Annotated in this window: 16 protein-coding genes; 11 read left to right on the top strand and 5 right to left on the bottom strand. The window is 64.6% G+C overall.

The window, feature by feature from the left end:
- On the top strand, positions 1 to 132 hold a 132-nt coding region (locus IHE39_RS31155), incomplete at its 5' end, for an integrase core domain-containing protein (RefSeq protein WP_192568086.1).
- A 123-nt stretch (positions 133 to 255) separates the two neighbouring features.
- On the opposite strand, the gene IHE39_RS23025 is transcribed toward IHE39_RS31155, so the two are convergent.
- From IHE39_RS23025 to IHE39_RS23035, 3 genes are all read right to left on the bottom strand, one after another.
- On the bottom strand, positions 256 to 927 hold the full coding sequence (locus IHE39_RS23025; protein WP_192568169.1) for an MBL fold metallo-hydrolase: 672 nt from the start codon (positions 925 to 927) through the stop codon (positions 256 to 258).
- 50 nt (positions 928 to 977) lie between these two features.
- Entirely contained in the window at positions 978 to 2144 is a 1167-nt protein-coding gene (locus IHE39_RS23030; protein WP_192568087.1) for a diphosphate--fructose-6-phosphate 1-phosphotransferase, read from the bottom strand.
- Between the two features lie 174 nt (positions 2145 to 2318).
- Positions 2319 to 3050 (bottom strand): L,D-transpeptidase, encoded by a 732-nt coding sequence (locus IHE39_RS23035; protein WP_343070123.1) that lies wholly within the window; start codon positions 3048 to 3050, stop codon positions 2319 to 2321.
- 179 nt (positions 3051 to 3229) lie between these two features.
- Here IHE39_RS23035 and IHE39_RS23040 point away from each other — a divergent pair, with 179 nt between their 5' ends.
- The 3 genes from IHE39_RS23040 to xylB all read left to right on the top strand — a co-directional run bounded on the left by IHE39_RS23040 (position 3230) and on the right by xylB (position 6853).
- Positions 3230 to 3850, top strand: a complete 621-nt coding sequence (locus tag IHE39_RS23040; protein WP_184770709.1) for a LysE family translocator — start codon at positions 3230 to 3232, stop codon at positions 3848 to 3850.
- 9 nt (positions 3851 to 3859) lie between these two features.
- Positions 3860 to 5182 carry a tetratricopeptide repeat protein gene (locus tag IHE39_RS23045; protein WP_192568089.1) on the top strand — a complete coding sequence of 441 codons (1323 nt, stop codon included), beginning with the start codon at positions 3860 to 3862 and terminating at the stop codon, positions 5180 to 5182.
- 219 nt (positions 5183 to 5401) lie between these two features.
- A complete protein-coding gene (gene xylB, locus IHE39_RS23050; protein WP_192568090.1) occupies positions 5402 to 6853 on the top strand; it encodes a xylulokinase in 1452 nt (483 codons plus the stop codon).
- 17 nt (positions 6854 to 6870) lie between these two features.
- On the opposite strand, the gene IHE39_RS23055 is transcribed toward xylB, so the two are convergent.
- Entirely contained in the window at positions 6871 to 7230 is a 360-nt protein-coding gene (locus IHE39_RS23055; protein ID WP_192568091.1) for a nuclear transport factor 2 family protein, read from the bottom strand.
- A 151-nt stretch (positions 7231 to 7381) separates the two neighbouring features.
- Between IHE39_RS23055 and xylA the strand changes: the two genes are divergently transcribed.
- From xylA to IHE39_RS23075, 4 genes are all read left to right on the top strand, one after another.
- On the top strand, positions 7382 to 8707 hold the full coding sequence (xylA, locus tag IHE39_RS23060) for a xylose isomerase (protein ID WP_192568092.1): 1326 nt from the start codon (positions 7382 to 7384) through the stop codon (positions 8705 to 8707).
- Between the two features lie 124 nt (positions 8708 to 8831).
- On the top strand, positions 8832 to 9320 hold the full coding sequence (locus IHE39_RS23065; protein ID WP_192568093.1) for a GNAT family N-acetyltransferase: 489 nt from the start codon (positions 8832 to 8834) through the stop codon (positions 9318 to 9320).
- 108 nt (positions 9321 to 9428) lie between these two features.
- On the top strand, positions 9429 to 9659 hold the full coding sequence (locus tag IHE39_RS23070) for a hypothetical protein (protein WP_192568094.1): 231 nt from the start codon (positions 9429 to 9431) through the stop codon (positions 9657 to 9659).
- A gap of 62 nt (positions 9660 to 9721) precedes the next feature.
- Complete coding sequence (locus tag IHE39_RS23075) at positions 9722 to 10480, top strand: TIGR01458 family HAD-type hydrolase (RefSeq protein WP_343070124.1); 759 nt, start codon at positions 9722 to 9724, stop codon at positions 10478 to 10480.
- Here the strand turns inward: IHE39_RS23075 and IHE39_RS23080 are convergent.
- Complete coding sequence (locus IHE39_RS23080; protein WP_192568096.1) at positions 10477 to 11457, bottom strand: GlxA family transcriptional regulator; 981 nt, start codon at positions 11455 to 11457, stop codon at positions 10477 to 10479. The genes IHE39_RS23075 and IHE39_RS23080 overlap by 4 nt on opposite strands.
- Before the next feature lie 178 nt (positions 11458 to 11635).
- On the opposite strand from IHE39_RS23080, the gene bcoG reads away from it, so the two are divergent.
- From bcoG to IHE39_RS23095, 3 genes are read left to right on the top strand one after another with little or no spacing between them, the layout of a single operon-like run.
- Positions 11636 to 12553 (top strand): 3-dehydrocarnitine:acetyl-CoA trimethylamine transferase BcoG, encoded by a 918-nt coding sequence (gene bcoG / locus IHE39_RS23085; RefSeq protein WP_192568097.1) that lies wholly within the window; start codon positions 11636 to 11638, stop codon positions 12551 to 12553.
- Between the two features lie 32 nt (positions 12554 to 12585).
- Complete coding sequence (locus tag IHE39_RS23090; protein WP_184770692.1) at positions 12586 to 13677, top strand: carnitine 3-dehydrogenase; 1092 nt, start codon at positions 12586 to 12588, stop codon at positions 13675 to 13677.
- A 4-nt stretch (positions 13678 to 13681) separates the two neighbouring features.
- Entirely contained in the window at positions 13682 to 14845 is a 1164-nt protein-coding gene (locus tag IHE39_RS23095) for an acyl-CoA dehydrogenase family protein (RefSeq protein WP_184770690.1), read from the top strand.
- Positions 14846 to 14862 lie beyond the last annotated feature (17 nt).

Genomic DNA, 14862 nt, shown 5'->3' on the forward strand with positions numbered 1-14862 from the left:
GCCTCATCGAACGAACGCGCCAAAGCCATTCACCACTGGGCAGCAAACTACAACCTAACGCGCCCACACTCTGCACTCGGCGGCATCAGCCCGTTCCAAAGGCTGAACAACCTTCTTGGAAACGACAGTTAGGGCTCGGGGTTTAGCCGTAAGAGGCTCTCTCGTGTTTAGCCGCAAGAGGCGCCCCTCTCGCGTTTAGTCGCAAGAGGGGGCCGTGCTGTTTCGAGGGACTGTCGTTGCGAGACGGGCTCTCGCCTAACCTTCATTCCTTCTCAGATAGTCCTCGCCAATCTCGCGCATCCTGGCCCCGTCGATGCTGTCGGTGTGGCCGCCATGGGCGACGCGGACCGGCAGGGCGATGAGCCGGCGCATGGTGGCGCAATAGGCGGCGCGATCCGAATCCGGCATGTCGTCGACAAGCAGCCCGCCATGGATGGCGTCGCCCGAAAACAGCGTGCCGTCCTGCTCGTCGAACAGGCCGATCGATCCCGGCGAATGGCCGGGCAGGTGCAGGACACAAAAGCGCCTGTCGCCAAGCTCGATCACGTCGCCTTCATCCAAAAGGCGGTGCAGCGGCGCAGGCTCGATGGCATAGTCGGCGGAGCTCCAGCCGGCATAAGGCAGTTCGGACACCGCGCCGGGAAAGTTGCGGAACATGTGGGCGTAGGTGGCCGCGTCAGGCATCGTCTCGAAGAACGGCGCTTCGATGCGCGGGCCGGCGCGCCAGGCGAATTCGTGCAGCGAACCGACATGGTCGAGATGGACATGGGTGGCAACGACGAGAAGCGGCTTGCCCGGGGTCGTTGCGATTTCGGGTGCAAGCGCACAGATGCCCATGCCGGTATCGACCAGCATGTCGATGTCGCTGCCGCGCACCAGCCAGATATTGGCGCGGCAATAGTCTGTCACGAACGGCTCGGTCAGCATCGTCGTGGTCGTGTCGACGATGCTTTTCGAAAACCAGCCGGGCCGGGATTTCACACGAACGGCCTGCCGATCTTGAAGCGGCCGGGCACCAGCCGCCTGAGATAGTCCATGCCCTTTTCGGACAGGTGGTTGACGTCTGGAAGCATGTAGTCGTCGGGCATGTGCCGGGTCTTGCCGGCGACATTGGCCAGCGGCACCAGCTTGAGCACGGTCTTGCCGCCCTCATATTTCAGCGCCACCGAGCCGCCGCCCTTGTCGGCCGCATCGATGGCAAACACGCCGGCGTCAAAAGCTTCCTGCGCGTCGACGGCGTTGACCGCGCCGATATAGCCGCGCGGCATGTAGCCGAGCGCATCGACACGGGCGCGCTTGCCCGGCAGGCCTTCGGCAAGCGCGTTTTCGAAGGCCCGGCTGAGATCGCTGCCAGACAGCTTGAGGTTGCCATGCGCGTCGCGTTCGAGCTTGTCGGCGGGCACGATGCTTTCGACCAGTGCCTTGCCGTCGGCGGTGCTGACGCCTTCGGAAACCGCAACGACGCAGCGACGATGGCGGGCAAGCGTCTCCTTCACCTCGTCGATGAAGCGCGGCACCGAAAAGGCGCGCTCCGGCACGTAGATCAAATGCGGCCCATCGGTGTCTTCGTCACGCCAGGCCGCGGCTGCGGCGGTCAGGAAGCCGGCGTGGCGGCCCATGACGATGCCGACATAGATGCCGGGCAGGGCGCGGAAATCGAGATCGACACTGAGGAAGGCACCGGCGACGAACTCGGCCGCCGAGATGAAGCCCGGCGTGTGGTCGTTTTCCTCAAGGTCGTTGTCGATGGTCTTGGGCGCGTGCACGAAAGCGATGCTGCCCTTGGCCGCTTCGGTCAGGATCTGCTGGGTGCCGGCGGTGTCGTTGCCGCCAATATAGATGAAGGCCTGCGCGTCGGCCTTCTTCAGGCCTTCAAGCACCAGGTCGCAATAGGCGGCATCGGGCTTGTCGCGCGTGCTGCCAAGCGCTGCACCGGGGGTCGCGGCAATGCGCAACAACTGTTCCTCTGCGATGTCGGTCAGGTCGACATAGTCGCCGTCGCGGATGCCGCGCACGCCATGGCGCGAACCGAGCACCCGCGCCTTGGGATGGCGCCGGCGGATTTCGAGCACCGCGCCCGCCATCGTCTGGTTGATCACCGCGGTCGGTCCGCCGCCTTGTGCAATCACGAATGTCGAGGGCATGGTCGTCCTCCCCAAGGGTGCCAGAATGGCCGCCAGCACGGCGCTGTTTTCCGGCACATTCGCCCTTCTGGCCAATGGACGCAATGGGAGATTGGGTTGGTTTGACGGAGATTCAATCGGTTTGGAAGGTTTCGAAAGGCGGGGCCGGCGCCGCAGGCACCGGCCAGATGCCGGTTAGCCGACGACGATCGGGGTCTTGCCGTTGACGCGGCTGTAGAGGTCGATGACGTCCTGGTTGATCATGCGCACGCAGCCCGACGACATCGCCTGGCCGATGGTCCACCATTCCGGCGAGCCATGGACGCGGTAGCCGGTGTCCTGGCCGTCCTTGTAGATGTAGAGCGCACGCGCCCCGAGCGGGTTGTCGAGGCCGCCGGGTTGGCCGCCGGCCCATTTGACCAGCTCCGGCTTGCGCGCGATCATTTCGCGCGGCGGTGTCCAGGTCGGCCATTTCTTGCCGTACTGGATATTGGCGCGGCCGTTCCACAAAAAGCCGTCGCGGCCGATGCCAACGCCGTAGCGTATGGCTTCGCCGCCGGGCTGGACCAGATAGAGGAAACGTTCCTGCAGCTTGACGACGATGGTGCCTGATACTTCGCCGGTCGGATCGACGACGATCTGGCGGCGGAATTTCGGGTCGACCTTGGCGAACGGGATTTCCGGCAGCTGGTAGCCTTCGTCGGCGAAGGACGCATACATCACATTGGGGCTGGTGACCTGCTTGTCGACGCTGATCTGCGGGCGGACCGAACCAGTGGCCATGTTGTCGAGACCCATCGCCGGCATCTCGAAATCCATGCTGCGGCTGCAGCCGGCGACAAGGCCGGCGGCACCAAGGCCGAACAGCACGTTGCGGCGCGACGCAAGTTTCGAAAGGTCGGACTTTTGAGCAGGCGATTTCGACACGGCACAATTCCACTCTACACGCGGGGCGGCCAGGCACCGGAGCGAACCCCGGCTGTGGATGAAATGCATTTTCACCATTCATGGTTGAAAAAGCATGAACGTCACATGCGACGCGTTAAGGGCTTTACATCGGCATGGAGCCGGAGCTTGATCCCGTTTTTCAAAGAGGGAGAGTTTGCATGTCGTTCGAAAGCTGGGCCGCCTTTGCCGCCGCATCCGCGGTGCTGCTGGTCATTCCGGGCCCAACGATCCTGCTTGTCGTGTCCTATGCGCTCGGCCAGGGCTGGCGCACGGCATTGCCGATGGCCGTCGGCGTCGCGCTGGGCGATTTCACCGCCATGACGTTGTCGATGCTCGGCATTGGCGCCCTGCTTGCCGCTTCGGCCACCGTCTTCACCATGCTCAAATGGATCGGTGCCGCCTACCTCATTTATCTCGGCATCAAGCTGTTCCGCGCCGGCGGGTCGCTCGATGCCAAGCCGCGTACCGATGCCGCCTCGGCGGTCAAGATGATGGCACATGCCTGGATCGTGACGGCGCTGAACCCCAAGAGCATCACCTTCTTCGTTGCCTTCCTGCCGCAGTTCCTCGACCGCAACGGCGATTTCTGGACCCAGATGCTGGTGTTCGAACTGACCTTCCTGACGCTCGCCTTCGCCAATGCCTTCGGTTACGCGCTGGTGGCGTCGCGGGCCCGCAGCGTGGTTTCCAATCCGCGCGCTATCCGCATCTTCAACCGCACCGGCGGCACGCTGCTGGTCGGGGCTGGCGTAGCCGTGGCCGTGCGCTCGGGCAGTTGAGGGCCCGTCATGGTGAAGGACGCGCTCGGGCTTGCGCTGAGCGGCGCTGATGAGGCGGCGGCCGCGCATTACCAGCGCGGGGTGAGCGAACTGCAGCGCTTCGTCGGCGATCCGGTCGGTTCCGCCGACAGGGCGATCGCGGCGGCGCCCGATTTCGTCATGGCGCATGTGCTGAAGGGCTGGCTCTACGGCCTGTCGACCGAACGCGAGGCGATGGCCGTGGCACGCGATTGCCACGCCGCCGCCCTTGGGCTTGCCGCTACCGCCCGCGAGAGGGCGCATGTCGCAGCGCTTGGCCGTCTCGCCGCCGGGCACTGGCACGAGGCAGGACATATCCTCGACCAGCTGACCTCAGAGCATCCGACCGATGCGCTGGCGCTGCAGGCCGGACACCAGATCGACTTCTTTACCGGCAACGCACCGAAGCTGCGCGACCGCATCGGCCGAGCATTGCCGGCGTGGAGCAAGGGTATGCCCGGCTACCACGCCATTTTGGGCATGCAGGCCTTCGGCTTCGAGGAGATGGGCGACTACGTCACGGCCGAGACGCTTGGCCGTGAGGCGGTAGCGCTCGAGCCGCGCGACGGCTGGGCTCAGCATGCGGTGGCGCATGTGATGGAGATGCAGAGCCGCCAACGCGACGGCATTGCCTGGATGCGCGGAAACAGCGATGCCTGGACGAAGGAGAGTTTTCTCCAGGTTCATAACTGGTGGCACCTGGCGCTGTTCTATTACGATCTCGGCGAGACCGATGAGGTGCTTGCGCTTTATGACGGGCCGATCTACGGCGCGCAGTCGAAGCTGGCGCTCAACATGGTCGATGCCTCGGCGATCCTGTGGCGACTCAATCTCGGCGGCGTCGATGTCGGCCGGCGCTGGGCCAGCCTTGCGGCGAACTGGGCGCCCAAGGCTGCCGCCGGCAACTACGCCTTCAACGATGCGCATGCGATGATGGCCTTTGTCGGTGCAGGTCTCGAAGCGCCGGCAAAAGCGATGCTCGATGCCCAGCGCGAGGCGATCGCCGGCGACGACGACAATGCCGCCTTCACCCGCGACGTCGGCCACCCCGTCACCTTGGCGATCAAGGCCTTTGGCGAAGGGCGCTATGACGAGACGGTGCGGCGGCTCGAACCTGTCAGGGCCATCGCCCACCGCTTCGGCGGCAGCCATGCCCAGCGCGACGTCATCGAACTGACGCTGATCGAGGCGGCTCTGCGCGACGGCAACGATGCGCTTGCCGTCAAGCTCGCCTCCGCGCGCAACCATGCGCGACCGGCTAGCCCGCTGTCGGGCCTGTTCGTGCAGCGAGCGACGCTTCTGGCGCATGGCTGAGCCGGCTGCCCCGGTTGTTTCAAGGCGTTCGATTTATTTTTTGCGAGTTCCGAAATAAATGTCGACCCAACCCCGGAATGTTTGCTAATAAGCAGCGTCCGTCGGAGGAACGGGCCGATGGCTTGGCCGTTTCAGCCTTTCTTGGCGATGAAGGCCGGGCAATGACGTGAGAGGATGGACGCTAGCCAGCGTCCGCATCGCTCATTCGGGAGGAATGGCATGTATCTCGGGCTCGATCTCGGCACGTCAGGCGTCAAGGCGCTGTTGATGGATGCCGAGCAGAAGATCATCGGTTCCGGCCACGGTGCGCTCGACGTCTCCAGGCCGCATCACGGCTGGTCCGAGCAGGACCCGGCCGACTGGATCCGCGCCACGGAAGAGGCGATCGCCGAGCTGATGGCTGCGCATCCTGGGGAAATCGCCGCCGTGCGCGGCATCGGCCTATCGGGCCAGATGCATGGCGCGACGCTGCTCGATGCCTCGGGCAAGGTGCTGCGACCCTGCATCCTGTGGAACGACACGCGCAGCTTTGCCGAGGCAGCCGGCCTCGACGCCGCCCCGCGCTTTCGCAAGATCACCGGCAACATCGTCTTTCCCGGCTTCACCGCGCCCAAGCTTGCCTGGGTGAAGGTCAACGAGCCCCAGATTTTCGCCAGGGTGGCGAAGGTGCTGCTGCCCAAGGATTATCTCCGGCTGTGGCTGGCCGGCGAATACATCTCCGAAATGTCCGACGCCGCCGGCACCTCATGGCTCGACGTCGCGGCACGACGCTGGTCGCCGGAACTGCTTGCTGCCACTGACCTCGATGAAGTGCACATGCCGCATCTTGTCGAAGGCACCGAACAAGCCGGCCGCCTGCGCGGCGAACTGGCCGCCAAATGGGGCATGGGACAGGGTGTGGTGATTTCAGGCGGCGCCGGCGACAATGCCGCGTCCGCCTGCGGCATGGGCACGGTCACGCCAGGTGCGGCCTTCGTGTCGCTCGGCACCTCGGGCGTTTTGTTTGCCGCCAATGGCGCTTACCTGCCCAACCCTGGAAGTGCCGTACACACCTTCTGTCATGCCTTGCCCAATGCCTGGCACCAGATGGGTGTGATCCTGTCGGCGACAGATTCGCTCAACTGGCTGAGCAACATCACGGGCAAGGATGCAGCCGAACTCACCGGCGAACTCGGCGACGAATTGCGCCCGCCGTCCGGCGTGAGCTTCCTGCCTTTTCTCTCGGGCGAACGCACCCCGCACAACGACGCCGCGATCCGCGGCTCCTTCACCGGCCTTGCCCATGAGATCGACCGCGCCGGGCTGACGCAAGCGGTGCTTGAAGGCGTCGCCTTCGCCTTCCGCGACAGCCTGGAAGCGCTTGCCACGGCCGGAACGACGCTGACGCGCGTCACCGCCATCGGCGGCGGTTCGCGTTCGCGCTACTGGCTGCAGGCGATCGCGACAGCGCTTGGGCTGCCGGTCGACATTCCCGCCGATGGCGATTTCGGTGCCGCCTTCGGTGCCGCGCGGCTCGGCCTCATCGCCGCCGAAGGGGCCGACCCGCATCAGGTCTGCACGCCGCCCGCTACGGCCGAAACGATCGAGCCGGTGGCAGCACTGGCCAGCGCCTATGACGAGGCCTACCAGCGCTATCGCAAGCTCTATCCGGCGATCCGGGGAGCGATGTGAACGCCGCCCCAACCAGCTCAGCCCGGCACCTTGTCGAGGAAGCCGGTGATAATGCTCAGGCGCCCGTCCTTGATGATGGCGAAGTCGGAGCCTTCGATCACGGCCTCCGTGCCATCGGGACCAAGGCCCCAGGAAAAGCGGATGTTGTCGCCGAAGCCGTCGACCTTGCCCTTGAGCTTGAAACGGAAGCCGGGGAACTGGCCGTGCACGCCTGCAATCAGCGCGTCGATGCCGTCGTGGCCGTCGCCCTGCATGATCGGGTCGCGATAGGACACGCCCGTGGTGAAGGCTGCCTCGACCAGCGCCTTGCGGGCGGTCGCGTCGGTCTCGTTCCAGGCCGCGATGTAGGCCTCGGTGATGGCGTTGTAGTCGGTCATTTCTGCTCTCCATCCGTTGCGTCTTGGTTGACGCGACCCTTGTCGCAGCAGTGCCGACTGGAACCAATTACGCCTGAGGTAATCGAATTCGGAAATTGGTCGACCGCCCTGTCGGCGACGGCAAAGCGTACTCACTGAAAGGAGTTCTGCTATGAGCACCGGCTATTTCGGCGACATCAAGCCCGTCCGCTACGAAGGCCCCGACAGCACCGACCCGCTGGCCTACCGTCACTACAATGCCGACGAGGTGGTGCTCGGCAAGCGGCTGGAAGACCATCTGCGCTTTGCCGTCGCCTACTGGCACAGCTTTGCCTGGCCGGGCGGCGACCCGTTCGGCGGCCAGACCTTCGAGCGGCCCTGGTTTGGAAAGACGGGGTTTGGTGAAACCATGGAGAACGCCAGGCTGAAGGCCGACGTCGCCTTCGAGCTGTTTTCGCTGCTCGGCGTTCCCTATTACTGTTTCCACGATGCCGACGTGCGGCCCGAGGGTGCCAACTTCGCCGAAAGTGCTGCGCGCCTCGACGAGATCGCCGACTATTTCGAAGCCAAGATGGCCAAGACAGGCGTCAAGCTTTTGTGGGGCACGGCGAACCTGTTCTCCAATCGCCGCTTCATGGCGGGTGCAGCGACCAATCCCGATCCCGATGTCTTTGCCTATGCGGCGGCGACGGTGAAGCATTGCATGGATGTCACCAGGCGGCTCAAGGGCGAGAACTATGTGCTGTGGGGCGGCCGCGAGGGTTATGAGACGCTGCTCAATACCGACATGGGCCGCGAACTCGACCAGCTAGGCCGCTTCCTCAACCTCGTCGTCGACTACAAGTACAAATGCGGCTTCACCGGCGCCATCCTGATCGAGCCGAAGCCGCAGGAGCCGACCAAGCACCAGTATGATTACGACGTTGCCACCGTCTATGGCTTCCTCAGGAAGTACGGGCTGGAGAACGAGGTGAAGGTCAATATCGAGCAGGGCCACGCGATCCTGGCCGGCCATTCCTTTGAGCACGAGCTGGCGACCGCCAACGCGCTCGGCATCTTCGGTTCCATCGACATGAACCGCAACGACTACCAGTCGGGCTGGGACACCGACCAGTTCCCCAACAACGTGCCCGAGATGGCGCTGGCCTACTACCAGGTGCTCGCCGGCGGCGGCTTCAAATCAGGCGGCACCAATTTCGACGCCAAGCTGCGCCGCCAGTCGCTCGATCCCGAAGACCTGCTGGTTGCCCATATCGGCGGCATGGACGCCTGCGCGCGCGGCCTCAAGGCGGCGGCGAAGATGATCGAGGACAAGGCGCTGTCGGGTCCGCTCGAGGCACGTTACGCCGGCTGGAACACGGCCGAGGCCAAGGCGATGCTTTCGGGCGAGCGTACGCTCGAACAGATCGCCACGCGCGTGGTCAGCGACGCCATCGAGCCGCAGCCGAAGTCGGGGCGGCAGGAATATCTGGAAAACGTCGTCAACCGCTACGTCTGACGGGCATTTCGACAAGAACGAATGGCTCTGACCCCTCGGGCTGGCGCCATTTTTTGTCCGCGCTGTCCGATGCCCAGATGCGGGGGTGCTGCTAGAGCGGCGCCTCAAGAGCAGGAGCCACAGCATGGACAAGCGCAACATTTCGGTGCGACCGGCGAAAACAGAGGACTTCGCCGCGGTGAAGCAGGTACTGGCCAATACGTTCGAAAGCACCTGGCGGCCGGAGATCACCGAAGCGGCTGCCGAACGCTACCTTTCGTCCGGTGTCGGCGGCCGTTATGTCGATGAAAACGGCCTTGCCTTCTGGGTGGCGGAGGTCGACGGCCAGGTCGCCGGCATGGTCCATTGGAGCGGCGACTTCATCGAAGCCCTGCACGTCTGCGGCCAATTCCAGCGCCTCGGCCTCGGCAGGTTGCTGCTGGCGCGGGCCGAACAGGAGATCGGCAAGGCCGGCTTGCCGAAAGTGCGGCTCGAAACCGATACGTTCAACCAGCAGAGCCAGGCGTTCTACCGCGCGCTCGGTTATGTCGAGACGGCACGGTATCCCGACGAGGAGTGGGACAGCGGGCTGACCACGGTGCTGTTTGAAAAGCCGCTTGGTCGCCAACCCTGACAGCACAGGAATCGCATGGGTTGAGCCACGGATACATCTGCACGCCTGCCCCTGAATTGCCTCTTTCTCGCCCTCAAGACGCCAGTCGAATCAGCGACTTACCGCGCCATGAGACCGGAACAACAGACTTTCACTGGATATAGCCACGAACCGGCGATCGACGCCCTGCTGAACAAATCAGAGGCCGGTTCGATCGTCGACCGGCTGATGGCGCTGCCGCCGTCGCTGGAGCCGGAACTTTCCGACGAATGGACCCGGGCGGTTGCGTCGCGCCTTGAGGCCATATTGGCCCAGAGCATGCGTTCGCGCATCGACGGCGTGGTCAATCAGGCGGCCTGATCCCGACAGCGTGGTTTGACGAACCAAAGGCGGTCGGCCATCCTCCTTGCATGATACGCGCGGTGCTGCTCGATCTCTCGGGCGTCGTCTATGATGGCGACACGCCGATACCAGGCGCGGTCGCGGCCATCGCCCGGCTGCGCGGCGAGGGCCTGCCGATCCGCTTCGTCTCCAACACGACACGGTCGCCGCAGCGGGCGATCTCTGCGCAACTGGCGAGCCTCGGCGTTGCCGTCGATGGTGACGAATTGTTCACGCCGGCGCGCGCGGCTGTCGACTGGCTCGTCCGTGAAGGCTGCGTGCCGCAGCTTCTGGTCCATCCCGACCTCGTGCCCGAATTCGCCGGCAACAAGTTCGGCGCGCGAAAGGCGGTGGTGGTCGGCGATGCCGCCGACGCCTTCACCTATGCGGCGCTAAACGCCGCCTTTCGCCAGCTCATCGACGGCGCCGAGTTTCTCGCGCTTGCGGTCAACCGCACCTTTAGGGATGCCGATGGCGGGCTCAGCCTTGATGCCGGCGCCTTCGTCACAGCGCTCGAATTCGCCGCCGGCAAGCAGGCGACGGTGCTGGGCAAGCCCGCGCGGAACTTCTTCCATGCCGCATTAGCCGGGCTGGACTGCCAGCCGGGGCAGGCGGTGATGGTTGGCGACGACGCCGAAAGCGACGTCGCCGGTGCGTTGCGGGCAGGACTTGGCGGCGGGCTTCTGGTGCGGACGGGGAAATATCGCGCCGGTGACGAAAGCCGCCACGCACCGCATCCGAGCGCTGTCGTCGACGATCTCACCGCAGCGGTCGACTGGATCCTGGCCCATCGCGGCTAGCCCCGACGCATCCTGACCGGCGGCGTGCCGAAGGCATGCGAAAAGCTGCGCGAAAAGGCAGCGGCTGAAGAAAAGCCGGTCCGCTCGGCGACGTCGGCCATGCTGACGCGGGTGTCGACAACCAGCCGGCGCGCGGCGTTCAATCTGAGCCTGAGATAGTAGGCACCAGGGGTTTCGCCGATCGAGGCGCGGAAGATGCTTTCGAGCGTGCGTGCGGTCACGCCGGCACGTCTGGCGATCGCTGCGATGGTCAGCGGCTGGTCGACATGCGCTTCCATCAGCCTGATCGCCTGGGCAAGGCGTGGGTCGTAACCGTCGAGCCGGCCGAGCGAGACCAAGGGCTGCGCGTCGGTCGCGGCGCGCGACTGGTCGTAGATGAAGACGCTGGCGACATCGAGGGCGGTGGCCATGCCAAGGCGCGAGCGCACCAGATGCAGCATCAGGTCGAAGGTCGGGGCGGCACCGCCCGAGGTGAAGACCGGGCCGTCGATGATGTAGCGGTCGGGGCGGACCTCGACCTCGGGGAAGGTTGCGGCGAAATCCTCCATGTCCTCCCAGTGCGTGGTGGCCGTGCGGCCCTCAAGCAGCCCGGCGCGGGCGACCAGCCAGGTGCCGGCCTCGATGCCGCCGGCAGCGCGGGCCTGGCGGGCACAGCGCCTGATGCCGCCGAGCAGCTTCGATGTGGTGTAGCCCTGCGTGCCGAAGCCGGCGATGACCATCAGCACGTCGCATGGTGCGTCGGGGTCGAAGGCGCCCGACACCGCCACCGGCAGGCCGCAAGTGGTGATCGCCGGCTCGCCGGTGGCGGACACCAGCCGGTAGTCGAACAGCGTTTCGCCTGAAATGCGGTTGGCGGCGCGCAGCGGGTCGACGGTCGAGGCGACGCACATGATCGACGCGCCGGAGAACACCAGCATCGTCACCTTGAGCGGTGAGCGGTCCTCGCGAAAGATTGTCGGCTTTTCGCTTTTTGCCATTTGTATTTCGTAAAACGCAAAACAAATCGAGGCAAGCGGCGCGATGATCCCTAACGCATCGGCCCGAAAATCGGCACCGATTTTCGGTAAGCACGATGCGTAGGTTCAAAGTGTTAGAGCGTCCTTGCGCGTCCGAATGGACGCGCGGCGCTCCAAGTTTCGTATGGGAGGAACTGCGATGCCGCTCGAAATGAACCGCGAGGTTTTCATTACCTGTGCCGTGACCGGGTCCGGCGGCACGCAGGATCGCAGCCGCCTGGTGCCGCGTTCGCCCAAGGAGATTGCCGACTCGGCCATCGAGGCGGCCAAGGCGGGGGCGGCGATCGTCCACTGCCATGTCCGCGACCCCGAGACCGGCAAGCCGCGCCGCGACATCCATCTTTACCGCGAGGTGACCGAGCGCATCCGCGAGGCCGATGTCGACGTGGTGCTGAACCTGACCGCCGGCATGGGCGGCGACATGGTGTTCGGCGGCGTCGAGGCGCCGCTGCCGCTGAAGCAAGCCGGCACCGACATGGGCGGCGCCACCAACCGTGTCGAGCATGTGCGCCAGTGCCTGCCGGAGATCTGTACGCTCGACTGCGGCACGATGAACTTCGCCGAGGCCGACTATGTCATGACCAACACGCCGGGCATGCTGCGCGCCATGGGCGGCATGATGACCGCGATGGGCGTGAAGCCCGAGATCGAGGCCTTCGACACCGGCCATCTGTGGTTTGCCAAGCAACTGGTGGAGGAGGGTGTGCTTGCGCCCGACGCGCTGGTGCAGCTGTGCATGGGGGTGCCGTGGGGCGCGCCCGACGACCTCAACACCTTCATGGCGATGGTCAACAATGTGCCGAAGAGCTGGACCTTCTCGGCCTTCTCGCTCGGCCGCAACCAGATGGCTTATGCGGCGGCGGCGGTGCTTGCCGGCGGCAATGTGCGCGTCGGCCTCGAGGACAATCTCTGGCTCGACAAGGGCGTGCTCGCCACCAACGCGCAGCTGGTCGAAAAGGCCGTCACCGTCGTCGAGACGCTCGGCGCCCGGGTCATCGGACCCGAAGAGGTGCGCAAGAAGCTCAACCTCGTCAAGCGCGCGCCGCTGGCGGTGTAACGAGATTTTCAAAACGCCGGGAGGGTTTTGTGATGAACACTATTTCAAAGGCAGCCGCCATTGGCGGCGGGGTTATCGGCGCGGGCTGGGTGGCGCGGCTGCTGCTGAACGGCATCGACGTTGCGATCTTCGATCCAGATCCGGAAGCTTCGCGCAAGGTCGGTGAAGTGATGAAGGGGGCGCGCCGCGCCTACAAGCAGATGCTGCCGGGCGGCCTGCCCAAGGAAGGCAAGCTGACCTTTGCCAAGACCATCGCCGAAGCGGTGGCCGATGCCGACTTCATCCAGGAAAGCGTGCCCGAACGGCTCGACCTCAAGCACAAGGTGCTGGCCGAGATCGATCTTCATGCGCCGGCCAATGCCATCATCGGTTCGTCCACTTCGGGCATCAAGCCGTCTGACATGCAGGTGGCGATGAAGAAGCATCCTGAAAGGCTGGTCGTCGGCCATCCGTTCAACCCGGTCTACCTGTTGCCGATCGTCGAGATCGTCGGTGGCGCGCAGACCTTCCCCGAAGCCATCGAGGTCGCCAAGGAGATCTATTCGTCGATCGGCATGAAGCCTGTGGTTATCCGTAAGGAGATCGAGGCATTCGTCGGCGACCGCCTGCTCGAGGCGGCATGGCGCGAGGCGCTGTGGCTGATCAAGGACGGCATCTGCTCGGTCGAGGAACTCGACGACATCATGCGCTACGGCTTTGGCCTGCGCTGGGCCCAGATGGGCATGTTCCAGGTCTATCGCGTCGCCGGCGGCGAGGCCGGCATGCGCCACTTCATGGCGCAGTTCGGGCCCTGCCTGAAATGGCCGTGGACCAAGCTGATGGACGTGCCGGAGTTCAATGACGAGCTTGTCGACCTGATCGCCACCCAGTCGGACGAGCAGTCCGACAAATGGTCGATCCGCGAGCTCGAAAAGATCCGCGACGACAATCTGGTCGCGATCATGGATGCGCTGTCGAAGCAGAACAAGGGCAAGGGCTGGGGCGCTGGTGCGCTCTACAAGGACTACACGAAACAACTTGCCGCCCAGGCCAAGCCAAAGGTGTCGAAGGCCGCAGAAAAAGCCAAGGCGAGCAAGCCGGTGAAGAAGGCTCCGAAAAAGGCTTCGGCGAAAAAGAAGGGCTAGCGACATGCATTTCGGTCTGTCCGAGGAACAACAGCTGATCGTCGACACGACGCGCGCCTTTGTCGAAAAAGAGCTCTATCCGCATGAACTGGAGGTCGAACGCACTGGCCACCTGCGCCGCGAGCTGATCGAGGAAATCAAGGCAAAGGCGATATCAGCCGGGCTCTACGCCGCCAACATGCCGGCCGATGTCGGCGGCGCCGGGCTCGATACGCTGACCTGGCTGCTCTACGAAAAGGAGCTCGGCCGCGCCAACTACGCACTGCACTGGACCTGCGTGGCGCGGCCGTCGAACATCCTGCTCGCCGGCACGCCGGAGCAGCGCGAGAAGTATCTGTTTCCCTGCATCCGCGGCGAAAAGTCGGACTGCCTTGCCATGACCGAGCCGGGGGCGGGTTCCGACCTGCGCGGCATGAAAGCGTCTGCTGTCCAGGATGGCAGCGACTGGGTGCTCAACGGCACCAAGCATTTCATCTCCCACGCCGACATCGCCGACTTCGCCATCGTCTTCATGGCGTCGGGCGAGGAAGAGTCAGCACGCGGCAAGCGCAAGAAGATCACCGCGTTTTTCGTCGACAAGGGTACGCCGGGATTCACCGTGCGCGACGGCTACCGCAACGTTTCGCATCGCGGCTACACCAATTCGGTGCTGGAGTTCGACGACTGCCGGCTGCCGGCAAGCCAGGTTCTTGGCGACGTGCACAAGGGCTTCGAGGTTGCCAACAGCTGGCTCGGCGCCACCCGCCTGCAGGTCGGCGCGACCTGCCTCGGCCGTGCCGAACGCGCGCTTGGCCACGCTATCGACTATGCCGCGCAGCGCCAGCAGTTCGGCCAGCAGATCGGCAAATTCCAGGGCGTGTCGTTCAAGCTCGCCGACATGGCAACCGAGCTCAAGGCGGCCGAGCTGATGGTGATGGAGGCCGGCTGGAAATACGACCAGGGCACCGTCACCGACCAGGACATGGCGATGGCCAAGCTCAAGGCCACCGAGATGCTGGCCTTCGTCGCCGACGAGGCGATCCAGATCCATGGCGGCATGGGCCTGATGGACGACCTGCCGCTGGAGCGCATCTGGCGCGATGCCCGTGTCGAACGCATCTGGGAAGGCACCTCGGAAATCCAGCGCCACATCATTTCACGCGCGCTTTTGAGAGCGGTGGGCGGATGAGTGTTTCGGTCACTGGT

Origin of the sequence: Aminobacter carboxidus, from assembly GCF_014863355.1 — a bacterium.
Classification (GTDB): domain Bacteria; phylum Pseudomonadota; class Alphaproteobacteria; order Rhizobiales; family Rhizobiaceae; genus Aminobacter; species Aminobacter carboxidus.

Bases quoted from the DNA above. Each gene is read 5' to 3' on its own strand.
- IHE39_RS23095 (WP_184770690.1), top strand. From the start codon at position 13,682: ATGCATTTCGGTCTGTCCGAGGAACAACAGCTGATCGTCGACACGACG.
- xylB (WP_192568090.1), top strand. From the start codon at position 5,402: ATGTATCTCGGGCTCGATCTCGGCACGTCAGGCGTCAAGGCGCTGTTG.
- IHE39_RS23040 (WP_184770709.1), top strand. From the start codon at position 3,230: ATGTCGTTCGAAAGCTGGGCCGCCTTTGCCGCCGCATCCGCGGTGCTG.
- IHE39_RS23065 (WP_192568093.1), top strand. From the start codon at position 8,832: ATGGACAAGCGCAACATTTCGGTGCGACCGGCGAAAACAGAGGACTTC.
- IHE39_RS23055 (WP_192568091.1), bottom strand. From the start codon at position 7,230: ATGACCGACTACAACGCCATCACCGAGGCCTACATCGCGGCCTGGAAC.
- IHE39_RS23080 (WP_192568096.1), bottom strand. From the start codon at position 11,457: ATGGCAAAAAGCGAAAAGCCGACAATCTTTCGCGAGGACCGCTCACCG.
- IHE39_RS23025 (WP_192568169.1), bottom strand. From the start codon at position 927: ATGCTGACCGAGCCGTTCGTGACAGACTATTGCCGCGCCAATATCTGG.
- IHE39_RS23070 (WP_192568094.1), top strand. From the start codon at position 9,429: ATGAGACCGGAACAACAGACTTTCACTGGATATAGCCACGAACCGGCG.
- IHE39_RS23090 (WP_184770692.1), top strand. From the start codon at position 12,586: ATGAACACTATTTCAAAGGCAGCCGCCATTGGCGGCGGGGTTATCGGC.
- bcoG (WP_192568097.1), top strand. From the start codon at position 11,636: ATGCCGCTCGAAATGAACCGCGAGGTTTTCATTACCTGTGCCGTGACC.
- xylA (WP_192568092.1), top strand. From the start codon at position 7,382: ATGAGCACCGGCTATTTCGGCGACATCAAGCCCGTCCGCTACGAAGGC.
- IHE39_RS23045 (WP_192568089.1), top strand. From the start codon at position 3,860: ATGGTGAAGGACGCGCTCGGGCTTGCGCTGAGCGGCGCTGATGAGGCG.
- IHE39_RS23030 (WP_192568087.1), bottom strand. From the start codon at position 2,144: ATGCCCTCGACATTCGTGATTGCACAAGGCGGCGGACCGACCGCGGTG.